The 21338-nt window shown below is 62.7% G+C and carries 19 protein-coding genes and 4 pseudogenes; 10 read left to right on the plus strand and 13 right to left on the minus strand.

Annotated features, from left to right (window positions below; genetic code table 11):
* The first annotated feature begins 154 nt into the window (after nucleotides 1-154).
* Both ACMV_RS18125 and ACMV_RS18130 read left to right on the plus strand, forming a co-directional pair.
* Nucleotides 155-1717, plus strand: a complete 1563-nt coding sequence (locus ACMV_RS18125; protein ID WP_013635030.1) for a recombinase family protein — start codon at nucleotides 155-157, stop codon at nucleotides 1715-1717.
* A gap of 190 nt (nucleotides 1718-1907) precedes the next feature.
* Nucleotides 1908-2594, plus strand: coding sequence for a hypothetical protein (locus ACMV_RS18130; RefSeq protein ID WP_041665639.1), 687 nt, complete (start codon nucleotides 1908-1910; stop codon nucleotides 2592-2594).
* 553 nt (nucleotides 2595-3147) lie between these two features.
* Here ACMV_RS18130 and ACMV_RS20265 read toward each other — a convergent pair.
* The 7 genes and pseudogenes from ACMV_RS20265 to ACMV_RS21650 all read right to left on the minus strand — a co-directional run bounded on the left by ACMV_RS20265 (nucleotide 3148) and on the right by ACMV_RS21650 (nucleotide 9508).
* A complete protein-coding gene (locus tag ACMV_RS20265) occupies nucleotides 3148-3801 on the minus strand; it encodes a carbohydrate porin (protein WP_013635032.1) in 654 nt (217 codons plus the stop codon).
* A 75-nt stretch (nucleotides 3802-3876) separates the two neighbouring features.
* Nucleotides 3877-5084: pseudogene (locus ACMV_RS18135) on the minus strand (IS256 family transposase).
* 277 nt (nucleotides 5085-5361) lie between these two features.
* On the minus strand, nucleotides 5362-6171 hold the full coding sequence (gene istB / locus ACMV_RS18140; RefSeq protein WP_013635035.1) for an IS21-like element helper ATPase IstB: 810 nt from the start codon (nucleotides 6169-6171) through the stop codon (nucleotides 5362-5364).
* Nucleotides 6168-7685: an IS21 family transposase gene (istA, locus tag ACMV_RS18145; RefSeq protein WP_013635036.1), complete on the minus strand. Its 1518-nt coding sequence runs from the start codon at nucleotides 7683-7685 to the stop codon at nucleotides 6168-6170. The genes istB and istA overlap by 4 nt, the downstream gene beginning before the upstream one ends.
* A gap of 397 nt (nucleotides 7686-8082) precedes the next feature.
* On the minus strand, nucleotides 8083-8283 hold the full coding sequence (locus tag ACMV_RS22050; protein ID WP_013635037.1) for a hypothetical protein: 201 nt from the start codon (nucleotides 8281-8283) through the stop codon (nucleotides 8083-8085).
* Between the two features lie 23 nt (nucleotides 8284-8306).
* The gene (locus tag ACMV_RS18150) at nucleotides 8307-8516 is read right to left on the minus strand and encodes an antitoxin VbhA family protein (RefSeq protein WP_013635038.1); all 210 of its coding nucleotides are present in this window, start codon (nucleotides 8514-8516) and stop codon (nucleotides 8307-8309) included.
* 152 nt (nucleotides 8517-8668) lie between these two features.
* Nucleotides 8669-9508, minus strand: a complete 840-nt coding sequence (locus tag ACMV_RS21650; RefSeq protein ID WP_231844539.1) for a zincin-like metallopeptidase domain-containing protein — start codon at nucleotides 9506-9508, stop codon at nucleotides 8669-8671.
* Here ACMV_RS21650 and ACMV_RS18165 point away from each other — a divergent pair.
* From ACMV_RS18165 to ACMV_RS18175, 3 genes are read left to right on the plus strand one after another with little or no spacing between them, the layout of a single operon-like run.
* Nucleotides 9407-10618 (plus strand): tyrosine-type recombinase/integrase, encoded by a 1212-nt coding sequence (locus ACMV_RS18165; RefSeq protein ID WP_011930445.1) that lies wholly within the window; start codon nucleotides 9407-9409, stop codon nucleotides 10616-10618. The two genes, ACMV_RS21650 and ACMV_RS18165, sit on opposite strands and share 102 nt — an antisense overlap.
* Nucleotides 10615-11556 carry a tyrosine-type recombinase/integrase gene (locus ACMV_RS18170; RefSeq protein WP_011930444.1) on the plus strand — a complete coding sequence of 314 codons (942 nt, stop codon included), beginning with the start codon at nucleotides 10615-10617 and terminating at the stop codon, nucleotides 11554-11556. The genes ACMV_RS18165 and ACMV_RS18170 overlap by 4 nt, the downstream gene beginning before the upstream one ends.
* Nucleotides 11553-12545: a tyrosine-type recombinase/integrase gene (locus ACMV_RS18175; protein ID WP_011930443.1), complete on the plus strand. Its 993-nt coding sequence runs from the start codon at nucleotides 11553-11555 to the stop codon at nucleotides 12543-12545. The genes ACMV_RS18170 and ACMV_RS18175 overlap by 4 nt, the downstream gene beginning before the upstream one ends.
* Before the next feature lie 92 nt (nucleotides 12546-12637).
* Here ACMV_RS18175 and ACMV_RS21010 read toward each other — a convergent pair whose 3' ends face one another.
* The 5 genes from ACMV_RS21010 to ACMV_RS18195 form a co-directional block, all read right to left on the minus strand.
* On the minus strand, nucleotides 12638-12784 hold the full coding sequence (locus ACMV_RS21010; RefSeq protein WP_154653557.1) for a hypothetical protein: 147 nt from the start codon (nucleotides 12782-12784) through the stop codon (nucleotides 12638-12640).
* Between the two features lie 12 nt (nucleotides 12785-12796).
* Nucleotides 12797-13078 (minus strand): type II toxin-antitoxin system YafQ family toxin, encoded by a 282-nt coding sequence (locus ACMV_RS18180; RefSeq protein WP_013635040.1) that lies wholly within the window; start codon nucleotides 13076-13078, stop codon nucleotides 12797-12799.
* A complete protein-coding gene (locus ACMV_RS18185) occupies nucleotides 13065-13328 on the minus strand; it encodes a type II toxin-antitoxin system RelB/DinJ family antitoxin (RefSeq protein WP_013635041.1) in 264 nt (87 codons plus the stop codon). Before ACMV_RS18185 ends, ACMV_RS18180 begins: the two co-directional genes overlap by 14 nt.
* A 538-nt stretch (nucleotides 13329-13866) precedes the next feature.
* Complete coding sequence (locus tag ACMV_RS18190; RefSeq protein ID WP_013635042.1) at nucleotides 13867-14754, minus strand: LysR family transcriptional regulator; 888 nt, start codon at nucleotides 14752-14754, stop codon at nucleotides 13867-13869.
* Nucleotides 14755-14883: 129 nt separating this feature from the next.
* On the minus strand, nucleotides 14884-16563 hold the full coding sequence (locus ACMV_RS18195) for an IS1634 family transposase (protein ID WP_013635043.1): 1680 nt from the start codon (nucleotides 16561-16563) through the stop codon (nucleotides 14884-14886).
* A 354-nt stretch (nucleotides 16564-16917) separates the two neighbouring features.
* Here ACMV_RS18195 and ACMV_RS18200 point away from each other — a divergent pair, with 354 nt between their 5' ends.
* The 3 genes from ACMV_RS18200 to ACMV_RS18210 are packed head-to-tail and all read left to right on the plus strand — an operon-like array spanning nucleotide 16918 to nucleotide 19244.
* Nucleotides 16918-17709: an enoyl-CoA hydratase/isomerase family protein gene (locus ACMV_RS18200; protein ID WP_048858261.1), complete on the plus strand. Its 792-nt coding sequence runs from the start codon at nucleotides 16918-16920 to the stop codon at nucleotides 17707-17709.
* Entirely contained in the window at nucleotides 17706-18911 is a 1206-nt protein-coding gene (locus ACMV_RS19415) for an alpha/beta fold hydrolase (RefSeq protein ID WP_013635045.1), read from the plus strand. The genes ACMV_RS18200 and ACMV_RS19415 overlap by 4 nt, the downstream gene beginning before the upstream one ends.
* A 24-nt stretch (nucleotides 18912-18935) precedes the next feature.
* Nucleotides 18936-19244 carry a hypothetical protein gene (locus ACMV_RS18210; protein WP_013635046.1) on the plus strand — a complete coding sequence of 103 codons (309 nt, stop codon included), beginning with the start codon at nucleotides 18936-18938 and terminating at the stop codon, nucleotides 19242-19244.
* Between the two features lie 411 nt (nucleotides 19245-19655).
* Here ACMV_RS18210 and ACMV_RS18215 read toward each other — a convergent pair.
* Nucleotides 19656-20216, minus strand: a pseudogene (locus ACMV_RS18215) (Tn3 family transposase); the annotation flags it as partial.
* 229 nt (nucleotides 20217-20445) lie between these two features.
* Here ACMV_RS18215 and ACMV_RS18220 point away from each other — a divergent pair.
* A pseudogene (locus ACMV_RS18220) lies at nucleotides 20446-20916 on the plus strand (integrase core domain-containing protein); the annotation flags it as partial.
* A 118-nt stretch (nucleotides 20917-21034) separates the two neighbouring features.
* A pseudogene (locus ACMV_RS22120) lies at nucleotides 21035-21240 on the plus strand (transposase); the annotation flags it as partial.
* Nucleotides 21241-21338 lie beyond the last annotated feature (98 nt).

The raw sequence follows: 21338 nt of genomic DNA on the forward strand, positions 1-21338 counted from the left end.
TACACGGAATTCCTGGCATTGCCCTTCCCGCAGTCGGCGGCCTTCAGCTGGGCATCGGCATTAGAGCGGTAGCCGAACCATCTGAATCGCTGGGGTACCGGAAGCGGTTGAAATCTGATTCAAGCTATCTGCGGGAGTTTGGAGGCCGGCAGGAATGGCAAAGACTCTTTCGGAGGATCTGCGGGGCCGTGTGGTGGCGGATCGCCGAGTTCAGGAGGCCATTACTCTCGTCTTCGACAAGGTGGCTGAGCTCGGCAGCGCCCGACAGGCTCTGCTCTGGTTCCTGGAGCACAGTCTGGATCTGCCGGCCCGACGCGCCAATGGCGATGTGGTCTGGCGCAGGCCGACCTACGCCACCATCCACCGCATGATCGAGAACCCGGTCTACGGCGGCGCCTACGCCTATGGTAAGACTCGCGTGGCGCCGCGGCACGACGCGATCGTTCCGCGATCCGGCAGTCGTCGCAAGCGGCGCGGCGACTGGCTGGCGCTGAAGCCAGGGGCGCATGAAGGCTATGTCAGTTGGGAACGGGCAGAGGCGATCCGCACGATGGTCAGCGACAACATCCCTGCGAGCCGGCATCACGGAGCGCCCAAGCATGGCGATGCTTTGCTGGCCGGCCTGCTGCGTTGCCGGCGCTGTGGCCGCAAGCTGACGGTCCGTTATACTGGGACCAATCACAACATCCCCCGCTATTCCTGCTGGCGGGGCCTGCTCGACAATGGCGAGCCGCGCTGCATCGCTTTCGGCGGCCTGCGGGTCGACGACGCCATCGAGGAGGCATTGCTGCGGGTCGTCGAACCCGGCGCCATCGCCGCCGCCGCCGCAGAGGCGCAAGCCGCCGGCCGGCGAGACCAGGTGCGCGAGGCTCTGGTGCGCGATCTCGAAGCGGCCCGCTACCAGGCCGCTCGGGCATTCCGGCAATATGACGCCGCTGATCCTGCGAACCGGCTTGTTGCCGCGGAGCTGGAGACGCGATGGAACCGCGCCCTCGCGCAGGCCGCCGAGGTCGAGGCAAGGATTGCCGAGCACGATGCCGCCGCCCCAAAATCGTCTTCCTTGGCGGTGCTCGACGCCGCCAGGCTTGGTACGAACCTTCGGGCGGTCTGGGCGGCGCCGACAACGGATTCCCGGCTCAAGAAGCGTATCGTCCGCACCGTCATCCATGAAATGGTTGCCGATATCGATGACACAGCCTCCGAGATCGTTCTGCTGGTCCACTGGATTGGCGGTGCCCACACAGAGCTTCGCCTGCCGACGCGGCGCCGCGGACAGCGCAACAGCACGGCCTCCGAGATCATCGCCGCGGTGCGCCATCTCGCGCTCATCGCCTCCGACGACCTGATTGCTGGCATCCTCAATCGGAACCGCCTGCTGACCGGCCATGGCAACCGCTGGACCCGCGAGCGGGTCACAGCCCTCCGTTCGCATCACAAGATCCCGGTCTTCCGCCCCGCGCCCGACGGCATCGAACCTCAGCTCAACCTTACCGATGCCGCACGCCTCCTTGGCGTGGCGCCCAAGGCCCTCAGGCTCGCCGCCGAGGCCGGAGTGATCGAGGGCGACCACCCTTTGCCCGACGGCCCGTGGATCTTCCGCCGGTCCGAACTCGCCAAGCCAGCCGCCGCGCAGATCACTCATCGCGCACGGCAGAACCCCAAACACCCCGCGGGATCACACACCGATCAGAAAAACCTATCCCTCTCAATAACATAAACAAATGGGTCTTATGAAACAGGATTGTACTGCCGCCGCCAAGCCTCGGTCAGGATCTTCGCGTCCATCAGGGTGTAGAAGATCTCCCCCGTCGGCTGTGCTGTGGCCATGAGCTGCTTTGGGTGTGACTTGGGTTACGGGCTGGAGTAGATATTTGGGGTATGAATGGGAATGGTGGGGAGGGGTTGGAATGTCGATCGATAGGTTCGTGGCTGATCCGGCTGGGTATTCCAAGGGGCATATCGTGCAGTTTCAACACCAAGCATTTCCGCCGTCGCAGGCGGGTATGCAAGTCGTTTCCACGATGAACAACTGGGGCGGCCAGTGGACGGCGGAGCGTTACGACCGGGTGGCGGGGCAGTTCACCAAGTTCCGGTTCCGGGAGTCGGGGTTACAGTATTTCAAGAAGGGTAAGGCGGTGACGATGCCAACGCGGGTGGGCAAGGGCAGCGGCGCCCTGCACACGGTGGAGGTTAGTCAAGGGGCGGTGGATCTCGGGATACGGTTTCTGCCGTGGAAGGCCGACACCGTGACTTATATGCGGCTGGACCCGGCGGCGCGCACGTTTTTCACCGGGCCGATTAATGGGTGTTCGGTCTATCTGGGGCAGGTGGGGGCGGATTGGTGGGCGTTCCATGCCAACCGCAACAATGCCGGGGTGCATAACCCCGCCGTGAAAGCGGCGATGACCGACAACGTGAACATGCGGCTGCCAGTGCCGGTGCGGATCGTTCATGCGGCGATTTATCAGCGCGACTATAATGACCTCGGCTTCGTGTGCGGGCAGGTAAAGCACGGGCAGTGGCAGTTTTACGTAGTGGATATGAGCCTAGTGCAGGTAGGAAAATATGCCCAAACGGTGCGCCGGCTGCCATGAGACTTGTGCGCGGATAGGCGACGATACTGGAAAAAGTGAGAAGTGCGCCGGGCTCCGTCAGGTTGCCGAGTCTTGGTGTGGCACCTACCCCGGGTCTTGATGATCGACATCGAAGCCCCGCCGCTCAAAGGGTACCGCTTCCCGGGGTCAATTATCGCTTGTGCAGAATGGGCGTATCACAGGTTTGCGCTCTGCTTCGACGAATGGATCGATATCCGATTAAATTCCATCGGAATGACTGGCCGATCCCGGAGCGGAATCCTCAGGAAATGCTTGGCAGTTCCGCCGCTCTACGGATCCCGTTGTTCTCCAGCCTACTAGATCTTTCACATGTCGTGCTGGAGCTTCCCGATGACTGACAATCGTACGCCCTGGCACGACATCAACAATTTCCGGAAGACTGGCCAACTCCTTTTGGCCTCAAGTCGCCTAGCTTGGCCAGAAGGCCGTCGCCCTCCCCAGATAATCCCGTTGCGCGCCTTACGGCGTATGGGATCACTTAAACCCGCACCGAACAAATCGACCCCGATGGTCAATTTTTGCGTTGCACAATCTAAAAAGCCACCCCAGCGCCGAGTGTCGCAACCAGAGCATTCCTCGGCCCTCCATTGGCATGAATGATCCATTGCAAGTCGGGCTCGATGATCATTCGATCTGGCAAATGGGCCACAAAGGCAACCTCTTCCGTTGTTTCGGCCATGGTACGAGCAGTGCTGAACCAGGCTCTTGCAATTCCAAAGGTTAGCGCATCACGGCGGTGCTGAGCCCAGAAGCCGGAAAGTTTTCCTCCAAAACCGAGGTAACTGGAGATAGGACCTTGCGATTCTGGATTTCCAGCGACTTGTGCGAAAAATCCGAGACGGTAACGTTTGATCGGAATATTTCTCCACTCAGCAATACCGTAGACGCCACCAACGGACGGGCCGAGTGTCGAACGAAGCCTCCGATGCTGCCAGTAGTGCCATACACCTGCTTTGACCGTAATTTCCCGGGCCGCATTACGCCACGTCCGATCTACCTCGAGGAACCCGATGGCACCCCGATCGAATGGCTGATCAAATGTCTGGACCGGGTCACCCTGATACAGGCCAACACGCCACACGAGTGACCGTGCCTTAAGCCATATCATAAATCCGGCGCTGGTATGGGAGAAGCCTGCAACGTTGTCGCCGATTGTCGGCGTCAAGTTAAAAGACAGGTTCTGCAAGCTTGCAGCGAGGCCAGTAACAGATAGCGTCCGTCAATGTGGTGGAAATTCTGGTGTAGCTGAAGCGGCCAATGGTCACGCGGCGACGGTGGAAATTCGTGGTGTATCGGCATCGATGGCGGGTGCCATGAGTTCGACCATTCCCTCGATCTGCATATAGCGGTTCTGTGTTTGCCATTCGTCGTTGGCCTCGAGCAGCACGGCCCCGATCAGGCGGATGATCGAACCTTCATTGGGAAAGATGCCGACGACATCGGCGCGGCGCTTGACCTCCTTGTTCAGGCGTTCGAGCGGATTCGTCGAGTGAATTTTGGTTCGGTGCTGGGCGGGAAAGTCCATGTGCGCCAGCACGTCGGTTTCACTGTCGTCGATGAACGCGCCAAGTTTTGGCCATTTGCCCCGGAGCTGGTCGGCCACATGGCGCAGGGTCTGGCTGGCACTGACGCGATCCGGCTGGATAAACGCCTGACGCAACGCTGCAGACACCATGCTCTGCTGCCCCTTCGGCACATAGGACAAGGCGTTGCGCATCCAGTGAACGCGGCATCTTTGCCAGGATGCCCCCATCACCCGGCGGATCGCCGCCTTCAACCCTTCATGAGCATCGGAGATCACCAGTTTCACCTCACGCAACCCACGGCGGACCAAGCTCTTGAGAAAGGTCGACCAGAAGGTCTCCGCCTCGGACGGGCCGATGTGCAGGCCGACGATCTCGCGCCGACCGTCGGTGTTCACCGCCACTGCGATTATCGCTGCAACTGAGACGATCCGCCCACCTTCGCGCTGCTTGAGATAGGTCGCATCCAACCACAGATACGGCCACTCGCCGGCGAGTGGCCGGTCGAGGAAGGCGTTCACCCTCTCATCGATGTCCTTGCACAGTTTCGAGACCGTGCTCTTGCTGATCCCCGTCAGCCCCATGGCCTGCACCAGCTCGTCTACCCGCCGGGTCGAGACGCCGCCAATCCAGGCTTCCTGGATGACCGCGGCCAGCGCCTTCTCCAGGTCCGGCGAGCTTCCAGGAACGGCGGGAAGTAGCTCCCCTGCCGCAGCTTCGGGATCCGAAGCTGCAAGCTGCCAAGCCGCGTGTCCAATGCGCGTTCCCGGTAGCCGTTGCGATAGGTCGCGCGCTCGCCGCTGCGCTCGTAGCGGCTGGCGCCGATCAGCCCATCCACATCCGTCTCCATCAGCAGTTGAACCACCGCCTCCGCGACGCTGCGCAGAAAATCGCCGTCCCCGGCTTTGGCCAGTAGCTCAGCCAGTGGTAATCTATCTTCGGTCATCGGGTTCTCCAGGCTTCAGGTTGAAGTCTCGCAACTCCACCATAGCCGACTGATCCGATGGCCACCTCAAACTACACCGTTACAGGGCCCAAAAGTCCACCACGACCCCGGACACTACCGCCGGCCACCCCAGCATGTAGCGCGACAATCTGGGTGAGAAGGAGCGACAATCAGCATGAGAAAAGCTGACGGCGACGGGGGCGAGGATATGTGTTTTGAGTTGGATGGCAAGTGGGTTTTTGTTGATTGTCGCTGAGCGGCGATCAGGCGGCGTCGATCAGGTTTCTGAATTTGGGGTTTGCCTGGCTGGCGGCCTTCCTGCGGCTCGTTTGCGGGCGATAGCGGTGCGGCGCCGGTAGCTTTCGACATTCATTTCGATGATGGTGGCGTGGTGAACGAGGCGGTCGACAGCGGCCAAGGTCATGGCCTGGTCGGGAAAGATCTTGTTCCATTCTCCGAAAGCCTGATTGGCGGTGATCATGATGGAGCGATGCTCGTAGCGCCGGCTGATCAGCTCGAAGAGCACGGAGGTCTCGGCCTGATCCTTGGTGACGTAGGAGATATCATCGAGGATGAGCAGATGATAGCGGTCGAGTTTGGTGATGGCGGCTTCGAGGGCGAGGTCTTGCCTGGCGACCTGCAGGCGCTGGACGAGGTCTGTGGTTCTGGCGAACAGCACGCGGAAGCCGGCTTCGATGAGGGCGCGGCCGAGACCTGAAGCGAGATGCGATTTTCCGACGCCGGGCGGCCCGAACACGAGACAATTGGCGCCGTGTTCGATCCAGGCATTGCCGGAGGCGAGAGCGGTGATGTGGGCCTTGCTGATGACCGGCACGGCGTTGAAGTCGAAATTGTCGAGTGTTTTGCCGATCGGCAGATGAGCTTCGAGGAGATGGCGTTCGATGCGGCGCCGTTCGCGGTCGGCCAGTTCGTGTTCGGCGAGCGCTGCCAGGAAGCGTGCGGCAGGCCAGGCTTCCTTGTCGGCCTGGGCGGCAAGATCGGGCCAGAGCTGCTTGATGCTGGGCAGGCGAAGTTCGTTGAGGAGAAAGGCGAGACGTGCGGCATCGGCGGCAGGAGTTTTGCTCATGCTGCATCTCCACGACTGATCGTACCGAGTTGGCTATAGAGATTGAGCGGCACCGACTGGATCGTGATTTTTGGAACTGCGGCACTGGTGGGACGGAAGCGCTCGCGCAAGGTGTCGAGATTTGGGAGCCGACCGGCATCGAGTTCAGCATCGAGGACTGCGGCGAGTTCGGCCTCGCACCCCGCCTCATGCGCGAGGGCGAGCAATTCGACGGTGATCTTGCAGGCGGTCTTGTCGGCACGACGCGCGGTCAGGGCCTGCCAGGCGCGGGCATAGGCGGGGCGGGGAAAGAGCTTATCGCGATAGACGAGGTTGCGCAGCGCCATGGGTTTGCGGCGCAGGGCATGGATCACATGGCGGTAGTCGATGACGTGACCATGCTTGCCGGTGGCATGATCGGCCCGGCCGCGCACCAGGTTGAGGACAGGACTGCCGCCAAGGAAACATTCGAGGCGATCGTCATAGAGCCGAATGCGCAGGCGTTGGCCGATCAGGCGGGCGGGCACCGAGTAGAAGACTTTCCGCAAGACGAAACCGCTGGAGGAAGTGACCTGCACCAGGGTCTCCTCGTAATCGACGGCTCGGGCCTCCGGCAGCGCCTGCAGGGCATTGCGCTCGATCGCGATGAGCTTGCCGCGGCGGGCATTGTGGCGGGCGAAAATCTCGTCGATGAACCGGCGATAGGCTGGAAGATCCGTGAAGGCGGGACTACCGCGCAGCAGCAGCGCATCCTCGATTGCCTTCTTGGCATGGCCATGGGCGCTCTCGATCACGCCATTCTCATGGGCGATACCGGTATTGTTGCGCGTCGGTTCCATGCCGAAATGGGCGCAGAGTGCTGCATAGCGGGTCGTCAGATCGTCGATCGTGGCCCGGTCGAGATTGCGGAAGGCGGCGGACAGGCTGTCGGTGCGGTGCTTCAGCGGCGCGCCCCCCAGGGCGAAGAGCGCGTTCTGCAGCCCCTCGGCCAGTGCGGGATAGCTCTCCCCACCCAGGATGACATGGCCGTGCTCGAAGCCGGAATGGGCGAGCCGGAAATGATACAGGCGATGATCGAGGGGGTGGCCGGCGATGATCACGCCCAGCGGTGTCAGATCGGTGAAATCCGAGAGGCCGAGTTCGCCGGGCGGATGCGCCTGGCGGAAGATAACATCTTGAGCTGGGCCGTGCAGGCCGCGCCAGAGCTTGATCCTGCGTTCAAGGGTACGCCGCACACCCACGCCGATCTCTGGATGCCGTCGCCCCAGCTCCTCCAGGATTGCCACGGCGCGCAACCCCGGCGCCGCCGCGAGCATCGGTACAATCTCGCTGTCCCAGACCGCGATAAGCGGGTCAGGCCGCCGGCGACCGCGGGGGGCCACTGGTAATGATGGGTGATCCGCCCCGGCTTCGAGACGATAGGCAGTGGCTGTGCTGAACCCCGCCTTGGCGGCAGCTTGCTGCGGGGTGTCCCCCTCGGTCCGAAATCTCATGAACAATCTCTTCTGCTGAACGGTGATCGGGCGACCAGGCAAGGCTGCGGCTCCATCGGTGGAGCCAACCCCTACCAGCCGGTCACGGTCAGCCAGACAGGACAAAACAACCCGCTCCGGGGCTGGGGCCTGCTCAGGCTACGCCCTCACAGCCCCCAGCCCCGGATTCTCACCCTGATTGTCGCGGATTCTCACGCTGATTGTCGCGCGGCACCAGCAAATTCCGCGTATGTTGAGCCTTTTAGGCTGTCAGGCTCACAGATAGGCCGCAACGCTTCCTCAAGCCCCATACCGATCCGTGAACCGTGCAGGAAGCTCGTTCCGCCCTTCTGCAGCCCGCCGACTGGCTCCACTGGTAAGCCATCCACGATTGGCCGTTCATCGCGCGTATGTCCGGCCCACTCGTAAACCGCCGAAAACAGAAAGCGATGGATGTCTTTCAGGTGGTCAGCGTCAAAGCGGCCCGCTGGGCCATGCCAAGTTCGATTTCAACCAGACGCTCGCTGGTGATGCGGTATTCATCAATGCGAAGCTGTGAGTGTGTTCGATAGCCGAACCGATTGCGGAGAACGTCTTGTTGGTCAGGGTCGTCAGACGTGTTCGGGTAGGTATATCCGTGAGGGGGCGTATCATCCGCCATCCCGGCACCTCACACCGGACGCCTTAGCGCCCGGTGCCGACGATCTCCCCGATCGCCTGGCGAAAACCAGCAAGGTCAAGTTCCCCACGAACAAAGCGGTCATTGATCGCTTCCAGCACGGGGTCATGAACATACCCCTGCCGAATGTTCGCCGCCCGCGCCCGCTCAACCGCCCTGCGGCGCCGCTCAACCTCAGCATCGGAGATCAAAGGCTTTGCAACAACCTGATCCATCAGCGCCTCGCTCCTTTCCAACGTTTCACAACATAGCGAGAAATCTGCATTGTTACAAGAAAATGCAGGCATAATCTGGGAATTCTCTTTGCAATCCGTCCCGCAAATCGCCCCCTGACTGTGCTGGTTTGCGACGCTGCGGGCCTATCCAATCATCCGAAGATCGATTGTTCGGCCGCCAGCACAAGGAACACGAGGGCCGCTCCTAGGGCCAGGCTCCAAAGCTGGCGCGTGCGGGTTGGCTTCTGCCGCCTCATGCGCCGTCTGTGCGCATCCGAGAGCGCAGCCTGCCGGGCTTGCCCCCGGAACCGCGCCAGGGTCTCCAAGGCCGCCAGAGCGCGGCCAGAGGCGGCCCCTGCCCTCGTCATCTCCATGACGGCACTGGTGAGCGGCACCATCCCCGGCACTGGCCCGCCAGCAAGCCGCACATGGCCGGCAAGGATCACAAGCGGCCTGACGGGCACTTGTGCCACCCGGCGGATCACGTCGCGATGGGTCTCGTTCTGCATAAGCGGGTTATAGACGCTCTGCGCGGCACCATCCGGCTTTTTCAGGGTCCATTGCTGGGCATAGCAGCTCCCGACATAGGCCGCATGCTGGCCCGGATCATGGCCGATCCCCAGCTTGTCCGCGATCATCAGCGAGGCGATCTCCGCCCTTAGCTCCTCCCGCGCGTAGGCTTCCGATCCGAACGGCGTGCCAAGATCCGGCCGGTTCAGCCGCGAGGGGTGCCCTGTGGCGTGCCCCTTATGCCGACATCGGCATAAGGGGCATAATGCCGAGATCCGGATTATGCCGCATCTGCTCGGCAGGGCGCGGTTGGCGGTATGATCGCACCAATCCCATTCGGCATAATCTTCATCGCTCCAACAACATGGAGCACGACGATCATGCCTCAATATTTGCAGACCTGCATCGAGCCGTATCTGGACTCGTTCGCCGAGAGCTTTGCGGCGGAGAATTACACCGCCGGCACGGTCAAGACCTACCAATCGATCCTGCGGAAGGTGGGGCACGCGATGGATGTCGAGGGCATCAGTCCTTCGGCGTTGACGCTCGACATGGCCGAGCATCTGGGACGCAAGGTGCCGCGCAAGAAGACGGGCTCGGTATGGCCGTATAGGTTGGCCCGCCGGTTCGCGCAGCATCTGCTCGATATCGGCGTCACGCAGCCGGTGCCGTTGACCGAGGCGCAGCAGGCGCGCGCGACCCTGCTGGCGAACTTCGAGACCTATCTGGTCAAGCATCGCGGCCTGAGTCCGCGGACGATCTATCACACGCTGCGGTTCGCCAACCGGTTCCTCGATCATCGCTTTGGTGATGCGATAGTTGATCCGGGGCGGTTGCGGCCTGCCGACGTGATCAGCTTCATCGAGCATGTGTTGGCAGGCGCGCGTCGCGACAAAACGGTGGCAACGCATGTTCGTATCTTCCTGCAATATCTGTTCGGCAGCGGCGCGACAGCGACCAATCTGGCGCTGAGCGTGCCTAGGGCGGCGAAGCGCTGGGGCGCACGACTGCCGCGCCATCTGTCGCCCGAGGGCGTCGAGGCGGTGCTCGCCTGCGTGCGCGACAGCCCCCGGCACGGCGCTCGGGACTATGCGATGCTGCTCATCATGGCCCGGCTCGGCTTGCGCGCTGCCGAGGTCATCGCGATCCAGCTGGACGACATCGACTGGCGCGCGGGCGAACTCTTGGTGCGTGGCAAGGGGAAGCTCCACGATCGCGTGCCGATCAGCGCGGAGGTTGGCGAGGCCCTCTGCCGCTATCTGCGCGAGGAACGCGGACCCGCGTCCTGTCGCACGATGTTCGTCACCCATCGCGCGCCGTACCGTCCGTTCAAGGACAGCCAGATCGTCAACGCCGTTCTCAAGGATGCGCTGAAGGCGACTGGCCAGAAGCCGGTAACGCCCTATGTGGGATCGCACCTGCTGCGTCATAGCCTTGCCACCCAGTTAGTGAACTCGGGTGCATCGCTCGACGAGGTGGGCGATGTGCTGCGGCACCGCTCACGCACATCAACGATGATATATGCCCGTCTCGACATCGATGGGCTGCGGTCAGTGGCAATGCCTTGGCCCGTGGCGGGAGGCGCGCAATGAGCCTCACCTTCCAACTCGACCGCTATCTGGCTGTGCGGCGCCGCCTCGGCTACGACCTGAGCACCAGCGAGCGCATCCTTCGCCGCTTCACGCGGTTCGCCGACAGCGAGCGTGTGACGCATATCGACACGGCGCTGTTCCTGCGTTGGCACGCTACGCTCGGCGAGGCCAACGGCATGACGCGAGCGGCGCGGCTTACCGCCGTGCGCCTCTTCGCGCAGTGGCTGAGCAGCTTCGATCCGGCGCATGAACCCCCACCACGGGGCCTGTTGCCGGACACTGTCATGCGCTCGCGTCCGCATATCTACAGCAATGCCGAGGTCGCTTCGATTATCGCGGCCGCAAAGGCGCTGCCGTCGATCTGCGGGTTGCGCGGGCTGACTTGCTCGACACTGTTCGCGCTCATCGCGGTCACGGGCTTGCGCATCAGCGAGGCGCTCGCGCTCGATGGGAACGACCTCGACGCCGATAATGGTGTGCTGCGCGTCCGACAGGGCAAGAACGGCAAGGAGCGGTTGCTGCCGCTCGACCCCAGCACCGTCGAGCGACTGCTCAACTATCGCATCGAACGCGATCGGCTGATCGGTCATCCGGCGGTGCCGCTGTTCGTAACCGACAAGGCGACCCGGCTCACCGACTGCACGGCCCGCTACAACTTCGCGCAGGCGTGCCAGCAGATCGGCTTGCGATCCGAGCAGCAGTACCATCGGCATGGCCGAGGGCCACGCATCCACGATCTGCGCCACACCTTCGCCGTGCGCACGATGATCGACTGGTACCGGACCGGCAAGGATCCGGCGCGCGAGATGATCCGGCTGACGACCTATCTGGGTCATAGCAGCCCTTCCCGAACATACTGGTATCTGGAGGCGGTCCCGGAACTGCTCGATCTGGCGATAGCCCGTGCCACCGCGAGCGGCGGGGAGATGGCACAATGAACGCCGTCACCTTGCCCGCGCTGATCCAGCGCTTCTTCACCGACCGGCTTTGCACGCAACTGGAGGCGAGCCGACATACGGTCGCCGGCTATCGCGATACGTTCCGGCTGCTGCTCAGATATGCGAGCGCCCGCCGCAAAAAGCCGCCGGTCAACCTGACGGTCGAAGACATCGACGCCGATCTGGTCGCGGACTTCCTCGCCCACACCGAGACCGCGCGGGGTAATAGCGCTCGCAGCCGTAATACCCGGCTCGCCGCGATCCGATCGTTCTTCCGCTTCGTCGCGATGACCGATCCGACTTGGCTGCTGCACTGCCAGCGCATCCTCGCCATGCCCAATAAGCGCTATGTGAAGCGTGCGGTCACGTTCCTCGATGCCGAGGAAATGGCGGCGCTGTTGGCGGCTCCGGATCGTACAACATGGGCGGGGCGGCGCGATCACGCTCTGCTCCTGCTTGCGGTCCAGACAGGCCTGCGGGCTTCCGAACTGGTCGGCCTCACGCGGGGCGATGTCGTGCTGGGGACCGGCGCGCACATCCGTTGCATGGGCAAGGGCCGGAAGGAGCGCGCCACCCCGCTTCGCCGCGAGACAGCCAAGCTGCTGGCGACGTGGATCGGCAACGACAAAGATGAGGGCAAGCCGCTGTTCCCGTCGATCCGGGGCGAACGGCTGAGCCGTGACGCTCTTGAGCATCTGGTCCGCAAGCACTGCCTCACGGCGTCGCGCGCGTGCCCGAGCATCGGCACGAAACAGGTCACGCCACATACGCTGCGCCACAGCACGGCGATGGACCTGCTCCACCACGGCGTTGATCCTGCGGTGATCGCGCTCTGGCTTGGTCACGAGAACGTCGAGACCACCCAAATCTACATCCATGCCGACATGCGGATGAAGGAAAAGGCGCTCGCTCGCGTCGCCGCTCCAGCCACGCCGTCGGGCCGGTTCCGGCCCGACGATCAACTCCTCGCGTTCCTGGAAGGGCTCTGATTATGCCGAACAGCCGCATGGCCAATGCCGGGCTATCCGGCCTCCAGCGGAGGCCATGCGGCATAATCCGGATCGCGGCATTATGCCCCAGCTCATGCAGCGCCGTGATAAACCCCCCATATCCAAGCGCCGGCTTCCTCGGCCGGAGGCGGATCAAATCGCCTGGTGGCGTTCATCTGCTTTGCGATTTCGAAGGCGGCGGCCATCGGACGGCAGCGGCGATCATCAAGCGTGCTCATCAGCTGTTCCAATCACAGGTCGAGTTCAGAATGGGAGCCAAGGCGCACAAGGCGAAGCGTGCCAGCGTCGGGAAGCTGGTAGATCAGCACCAGGTCGGGCCTCACGTGGCAATCCCGATGGTCTTTCCAATCGCCGCTCAGCGCGTGATCGCGATGGCGTGGTTCCAGCGGCAGATCGGCCAGCAACGCGGACAGGACGGCGTGCAGGTCCGCGTCGAGCGTGGCGCGATGCCGACCCTTCTTCTCGCGTTTGTAGTCGCGCTTGAACTGGCCGGTATAGTCAGGCGTCCGCATTGAGATCATGGAACAGCGTATCGAGATCGGCCGCCTTCGTGACGCGGCCGGCTCGTGCGTCCTTCATCGCCTGAATCGTCGTCGCGTTCGGGATCAGCGGCTCGAAAGGCAGTGCCTTGTCCTGCGCCACCTTCGTGAGCAGCAGCCTGACCGCATCGGAGACGGTCAAACCCATGGCGGCCAACACCGTAGCCGCCTCCTCTTTGATCGCGCCATCGATGCGAGTTTGCACTAGCTGGTTGGCAGCCATGATGGTCTCTCCCTTTGGGAATGTTGTGAATGACAATGTAATTCACGGCATTCAGAAATGCAAGACTTTTGGAAACCGGATAACCCTCCCCTGTCGCGCTATTGGTCTACTTCCACCGTATCGGTGTCGGCACGGGGAATGGAAGAAAGGTCAGCGGAGCTGATGTGACGATTGTATCTCTAGCCGGGAAGTTGGCCGAGTTTGCGGTACTCCGTCCTCGATAGCGCGGTGCCCGAACGGATGTACAAGTCAGTTTAGATGGATATCGTCAGCAGAAAATTTTCGGATGATTGATTTCGCTTCTGTAGGATGATCACTCCCCCTAAGAAGAGATTTCCAAAAATCTTCATCGAAAGCACTATCCAAAAACATATATCGGCAGGCTATGAGTAGAGATACACGGTCCCATGTCGTACGGCCAGACCGGACTCTGTAATGATCTTCTAGCTGATAAAAGCTAGGCACTTCTTTCCCGAGCCCTCTATCTGATCGACTTTGTCGGGCTGGCGATGTCTCTTGCCGCGCTCAGGGTCATTCCCTAATTCCTGCTTCCGACAATTGCGGCCGCCTTCGCCAAGGCGCGGATGCGCTGGTTTTCGTCGGCCTGACGCCAGACAAGGCCGAGCGGCAGCAGTGGCATGTCGCGAAGCGGGATTGATACGATGTCGGGCCGTTGGAAGAGTGCGAGGCTGTCGAGGGTGATGTGGACGACTGTGCCCGAAGCGACCGCCTGGGCGATTTCGATCATCGATTTGACGGGGAGGATCCGCTGAATCGATTTCCCGGAGGGCGTGACCTGCGGATTGAGGACGTCCATCAGCGCAGCGGGAAAAGGCGCTTCGGCCCAAGGCACCCCATAGTCCGCAATGTCCTCGATCGACACAGATGATCTTTTCGCCAACGGATGGCGCGCTGCAACGATGACCACTCTCGGAAGAAGGTCGAGCACAGGTCCCGCGACCAGATCCGGTTCGTCGATGGCAAGCCAAGTGACCAGCACGTCGACCTCGCCGGCCCGCAAAGCGCGGTATGGGTCGAACGACTCGACTTCCGACAACATCAGCCTGCAGTTCGGAACGCGGCGCGCGAACGCCTCCATCAGCCGGGTCAGCACAGGCCCCGTGGTCGTGGCGAGCGCGCCAACGCGCAGAACGCCGTCGACGCCTCGTGCCTTGTCTCGAGCCTCATTGAAGGCGGTTTTGAGGTCCGCATAAGGCTGGCTGAGGGAATCGCGCAGGAGGGTGCCCAACGGTGTGAGCCTGACGCGCCGGCTGGTCCGCTCGAAAAGCGCGCCACCGACCTCATTCTCCAGCCCTCGGACGATCCGGCTGACTCTCGGCTGAGGCAAGCCCAGGCGCTCGGCGGTCCGCCCGAAATGCAACTCCGTGGCCAGCTTAAGGAAGACTTCGATGGCGGTGAGATCCATGGCATGACGTCCAGATCAATTCAATTTTGACCCCAGTTAAACAGCGGGTTTTCCTAAGCAATTGAAAAGGCGTGTGAAATCTGGCGTGCGCCGGAGCTGTGGCACTACAGGGCGGAATGCGCAGCCGGATCAGGTTACGGCTTGCTGGGGGGTCTGCAGACGGGGCGGCAGGGCGATGCGGGCGGCTTTGAAGGCTGTGGCCGCCGCAACGCCGGCTTCGGTGCGCAGCTGCCAGCGCTTGCCGTTCTGACTGATTTCGCCGTGCTGCAGTCTGTCGAGATCACGAAGGAGATCGGCCCATTCGACGCGCTTGCCGGCCCGGCGGAGTTTTTCGTCGAGCGCCTGGTGCAGGATCAGCGCGAGAAAAGAACAGAACACATGGCCGCGGATGGCGGCGTCGGAGGAATGGTAGATTGGCCGGGTGCGCATCGTCGCCTTCGCCACACGGAACAGCCGTTCGACATTCTGCAGGTCCCGGTAGCGGAGCACCGCCTGCAGCGGCGAGATCCTGGCATTGGAGCGCAGCACGAAGACGCCGTCGAAGCGGGCTTCCTCGGCGAGCTTGCCGGCGTCGATCTCGAACAGCTTGCTCTTGCGGCCGGGCTTTGCGTCACTGACCGGGCGCAGGAAGCGGCGATAGGCGGAGTTGCCGATCAGCGCCTTGTCGCCTCGCTTCAGCTGACGATCGAGGGCGGCGACCACCTGGCGCCTGGTCTCGGCCTCTTCGATGGCCACCGCCTCGTTGCGGCAGACGATATAGCGCTTGCCCGCGACCTTGACCTCCTTGATGAAGAGCTGTGTCTCGTCGCCACTTGCGCGCTCGAGGCAGAGCGGGATGTAGGGGCGCTCATCGGCCAGCACCACCTCGCGGACGATGCGGTCGGTGCGTTCCCTTGCGCCGAGGACGTATTCCAGCCCGCGCTCCTCCAGCGCGGCGATCGTCGCGGCGCTGATCATGCCGCGATCGGCGACAACGCAGACCCGGGTGATGCCGAAGCGCGACCGCAGGCGGTCGATCACCGGCACCAGCACCGAGACATCGGCGGTGTTGCCCGGCCACATCTCGGTGCAGATAGGCCTTCCGTCCTGATCGATCACCACGCCCAGGATCATCTGCGCGAGCTGTGGGCGGTAATCCTTGGAGTGGCCCCACGCGCCCAGCGTCTCGCCGCCGGCACCTTCGAAATACAGCGAGGTGGTGTCCATGAATACGACCGAGAGATCGGTGAACAGATCATGCCGCCGAGCGAAGAGCCGCTCTTCCACCAGATCCTTCACCGTCCGTGGCGCAAAGGGCGTGGCATCCGCCTGCTCTGCCTCCGGCAACTCCTCGCCAAGCCAGGCCATGGCGCGGTAGAGGTGATGCAGGCCGAGCTCCTCGGTGCTGGGAATGTCGTAATCGTCGAGCCATTTGTCGCAGGCGCGATCCGAGCCCGAGACCATAATCCGGTGGAGCACGGTGGCGAACACCGCGCGCTCGACCGGGAACTCGAACTGCCGCCCGGCCAGCAGCTCCTCGAACACAGCAGCGATCCCGCTCTCCTGCCACAGTCGGCCGAACAGCAATGGCGCGCCGAACCGGCGCATGCTCAGCGTGGTCGCCTCATTCTCCATGGCGGAGAGCAGCATCATCTGCTCGCAATGGCGGGCGCCGGAGGCCAGGAGCCTCGCGAGCTGGCCGCTTGCTTCGAGTTCGTCCATCCGGCCGATGGTCAGCCGCACAACCTGGCGGACCTTGCCATCGACCCGCTTGTTCTCGACGATCTGCAGGTAGCGACGGCCACCTGATGGTTTGATGCGGAAGAACATGACCCCGACTCCGGACACCACGCTACGGAGCCGATGCAAGCAAGATCAACACACAATCGCGCGATACGTGGCACTACGTTTTTAAAAGATCTTCAAACGGCTCCGAAAAAACCGTTATCTCCCAATCCTCTATCGTGCCGTTATCGTATCGTTCCGGGTTCCACTGTTGAAGTCGGGTTTGACATCGATCATTGCGCTCGGGCTCATTGATCCGCAAGCGGGATTCCGCGAGCGTTGCGGCACGGTAGGGGCCGCCTCCTCACGGTCCTCTCGCCCCCCGCGCATCTCCGACGTCAGAGCATGCTCTGAACGTGGTGTTCGCCAGCGACTTACCGGCCGAGGAGATCATTCATATTGGCGCCACAGGCGCTGGAGATTTTTGTCGTGAGTGCTGCACACTTCCCCATCGCGATCGAAGACAATGTGGCGATCCTGAAGCTCAATCGCGCAACGTGCCTGGACGTCGCGGGCAAGCATGCTTTGACGGAAGCCTTGGACATTCTGAAGGGGCGAGAAGACTTGCGCGCGCTCGTCATCGCCGGTGAACATCCGCAGGCCTTCCTGGTGAACGTGGCCGAACTCGCCGACATGTCGGCGCAGTCCGCGCGCAACTTCAGCGCCTCCGGGCATGCGCTTGCGGCGGCGCTGGAGGCCCTGCCGTTCCCAGCCGTGGCGGTGGTGGAAGGACCAGCGCTGGGTGGCGGCTGCGAAGTTGTGCTGGCCTGCGACATTGCCTTTGCAGGACGCGGAGCGAGCTTTGGGCAGATCGAGGCCTTGGGCGGGGTCATGCCTGCCTTTGGCGGGAGTTGGCGGCTCGCACGGCGCGTCGGCTACGCTCGTGCGCTGGAGATGATGTTCACCGCGGCTGTCATCGACGCTGAAACTGCCAAGGCCTACGGCCTTGTGCTGGAAACAGCGGAGCGTGGCGGCGCGCTCGACGCAGCCAAGGCCTTTGCAAGGCGGCTGTCGCCGACCCGGGCGGCCTCCGTGGCGGCGATCAAGGCCGCGGCGATCTTCGGTTGGAATCGTAGTCCGGCCGACATCAACAGGTTCGAGGAAGACCGCTTCGCAACCCTCTTCGGGCCCGAGCAATCGCAGCGCATGCACGCCTTCCTTGCCCGGCAACAGGAGCCGGCCAAGCCATGACCGACATGCTGTTCTACAACGTCTGGCGCACCGAGACTCCCGAGAACCAGGCACGACTGATCGAAGCGATGCGTGAGGAGGCGCCCAAACTGGCTGCCAAGCCGGGCTTCCTGTCCATGACGGTGCTCGAAAGCCAGGACGGACGTGTCCTCGTCGAAGGCCGTTGGGCAAGCCGCGAGGCATTCGATGCTGCGGTGAGTCACAGCGACGATGCGCAAGCGAGCCGCCGGAGTTTGGAGGCGTTCGGGACGGCGGAGCCCGGCGTCTTCACCGAGGCATTCCGAATCGGCCCAGTGGAGGCGCCGCCGGCTGACTATCCCAGCCCAACCTTCTGGGATCGATTTGCGCGACGCGAAGTCGTGGCGAACGGGCTGAAGCTCAGCGTCGTGGAGGGCGGCCAGGGCGAGCCAGTTCTCCTTGTGCCTGGCATGCTGGAAACGTGGGCGATATGGAGCCGCGTCATGCCCCGCCTGGCCGATCGCTACCGGGTGATCGCGCCGGACCTGCGTGGGTTCGGGGAAAGCGAGGGGACTGGCGCAGGCTATAACAAGGTAACCCTCGCTGCCGATCTGCTCGCGCTACTTGACGCGCTCAGTGTCGGCCGCGTGCATGTCGTGGGTCATGATTTCGGCGGTCAGGTCGCTTATGCGCTGGCCGCCGAACATCGCGATCGCGTCGCCACCCTCAGCGCGATCGAGGCCCTGCTGCCGGGTATCGCCGTCGCGCCCCGCGGCGACGAGGGCAAGTTCTGGCTGTTCCCCTTCCACATGGCGCCTGACGTGCCGGAGATGCTGACCGCCGGGCGCGAGCGCGAGTACGTGCGCGCACTCTGGGATCTCTTCGTCGAACCGGACAGCGAGGTCAGCGTTGAAGACCGCGCTGAGGTCGAGCGTGTCTTCGCCCAGCGGGGCGCCCTGACCTCCGGCTTCGGCCTTTATCGGGCGACACCTAAAGACATCGCCGACCTGACGCCGCACTACGCGAACAAACTCACCATTCCGGTCCTGGCCTTGGGGGGCGAGCACTGCTTCGAGCGCCGGACGCTGGAGACATTTCAGCAGGTCGCGACCGATGTTACCGGCGGCGTGATCGAGGGCGCTGCCCACTTTGCTCCGCTTGAGCGTAACGAGGCGACGGCCCGCCCGCTCTTGGAGTTCCTCGCAGCTCACCCGATCGAGACTGACGGCCGCAGCCAGGTCTGAAGACAACACCGGGAGGATCTCGAAATGTCGGTTGTCCGTATCTCGCTCGCCCGGTTTGACGCCAGCCAATACGACACGATCCGGCAAATGTTGGACGAGGCGCAGGCCACTCTGGCGCCGGCGATCCGGGCGCTGAAGGGGAACCTCGCTTTCTATGCCGGCATCGATCGCGAGAATTGCGCCATGCACAATGTCAGCGTCTGGGAAACATTGGACGACGCGAAGCAGATGGACACGCTACAGGTGATGCTGGACCTGGGGCCGCCCTTCGTGGCGGCCGGCGTGCGCTTCGAACGGCCGATCACCAATCACGAGACCTTATGGGCTCTGTGACGTCGAGCAACGATACCGACGTCGATCTTAGGTGTGGCGCGCCGAGCGCGATGCCAACCACCCGGCGGCCTCGTGTCGTCGCGACTTATATCGTGATCTCCGCCAGCGCGCTTTCCATCCGAATGCGACGTTCGATCAGTAGCGGCATCGCCAGGCGTCTAAAACATCGGCGGGGTCCGAGGCCCTGGAGGTGACGAGGGCTGCGTACTTGACGCCGCGCCACCGCCGAAGTGCCATACGCTAATGGCGAGCCGCCCCGCAGACACTACCCCTGCCCAAGTACCGGATCGCGAGGTCCTCGCTGGCCTGGTTGAGCGGGTGACGTTCCACAATGTCGAGAACGGCTTTTGCGTGTTGGCCCGAAGTAACGGATCGCCCCGCGCTGTAGCATAAGCGGACAAAGTGGGAACATCAGGCTGCGTGGGTGGTCGTGTCGGGGATTGGCCGGAGCGGCCGCAATCCGGCATGGTTTTCCGTCGATTTCTGATTGGCGCTCCAGATGTAGTCGCCGGTCAGGTTCACATGCTCCCAGCCGATCGGCGAGAGATGTCTGAGGAGGGTTCCGGGCACATCCTCGACCTGGCGTAGGGCCTGTATGGCTTGCGCGAGATAGCGTGTGTTCCAGAGGATGATGGCGGTGACCAGGAGGTTCAGGCCAGAGGCTCGATGTGTCTGGTTCTCGAAGGTCCGGTCGCGGATTTCGCCGAGCCGGTGAATGAAGACGGCGCGGGCCAGGCTGTTGCGGGCCTCGCCCTTGTTGAGTTCATGACTGCTTTCACGGCGCAGGCCCGGATCTTCCAGCCAGTCGAGGGTGAACAGCGTCCGCTCGAGACGGCCGAGTTCGCGCAGTGCCGCGGCAACGGCGTTCTGTCGTGGGTAGGCGGCGAGTTGTCGCAGGATCACCGACGCGGACACCGTGCCGGTGCGGATCGAGGTGGCGATCCTCAGGAGATCGGACCAATGGGCGCGGATGAGACACATGCCATTCCGACTATGTTTTCCGTACATGATTCGGCACGAAATCCGGGATTTTTCGGCGGGTCTCGGACCACCGACGGAAAACAGGTGTTTTCCGTCAGCGCGCGATTCCGGCCTCAGAACCGCGCTCTCCGCTCAAACCCGCAGAAAACCTCGATCCCAACCAATCAACGTTCCCACTTTGTCCGCTTATGCTACAGCGCAGGGCGTTTCGTTACTTCGGGCCACCTCGATCTCCGGCCGCCGGGTCGCGCGGGAACTGACCGGATTGATCAGGCGCCGCGGCAAGCCCGACATCATCGTTTCCGACCACGGCACCGAGTTCACCTCGAACGCCATCCTGGCCTGGTCAAAGGATTACCGGGTGGACTGGCATTACATCGCGCCCGCCAAGCCGATGCAGAATGGCTATGTCGAATCCTTCAACGGCCGCATGCGGGACGAGTTTCTGAACGAAAGCCTGTTCTTCGACCTCGATCATGCCCGCGGAGCCATCGCTGACTGGGTGAAGGATTTCAATACCGCGAGGCCGCACTCCTCGCTCGGCTACCAGACCCCGGCGGCCTACGCCGAGGTCCTCACCGCAACCGGCTCCAGCGCTGCGCTCCGCAATGGCTCCGCGCCTCCGCCGGTTGCTCACCCCGCGCCAAACGGCGTAACAAAATCGGTCGAGGCTCCAATCACAGCCGGATGAAAGTTCAGGGGCTGGTCAATCCGAATCCTCCCGAAAGTCGCCCGGGCGCAGTGCTAAGAAACCACGCGCACCTCGTATCTTGCTATTTTCATTGAATTATTTTCATACCGCTGTTCAAGTCGGGTCGGATGCCGGAGCGCCTCTGCTCGGTGCGACCGATTGGGCGCTCCGGCTGACCGAGCGCTTCGCAACCTGCTTCACCGATCGGCGCTCTGCCCGATCACATCGAGCACGACGTGCGGACGCTCCTGCTCCAGCAGGGTGGTCGGCATCGCGCTCGGCTACGAGGACCTGATCGATCATGACAAACTGCGCCATGATCCTCGGAGGCATCCACAATTTCAGTTCATAGTAAGAAGCTCGGAGCGGCTTGCGCGCCGTTCGGCGGAACTCCCAGGCACAGTTGACTGTTTGAACGAAAA

The organism is Acidiphilium multivorum AIU301 (assembly GCF_000202835.1).
Classification (GTDB): Bacteria; Pseudomonadota; Alphaproteobacteria; order Acetobacterales; family Acetobacteraceae; genus Acidiphilium; species Acidiphilium multivorum.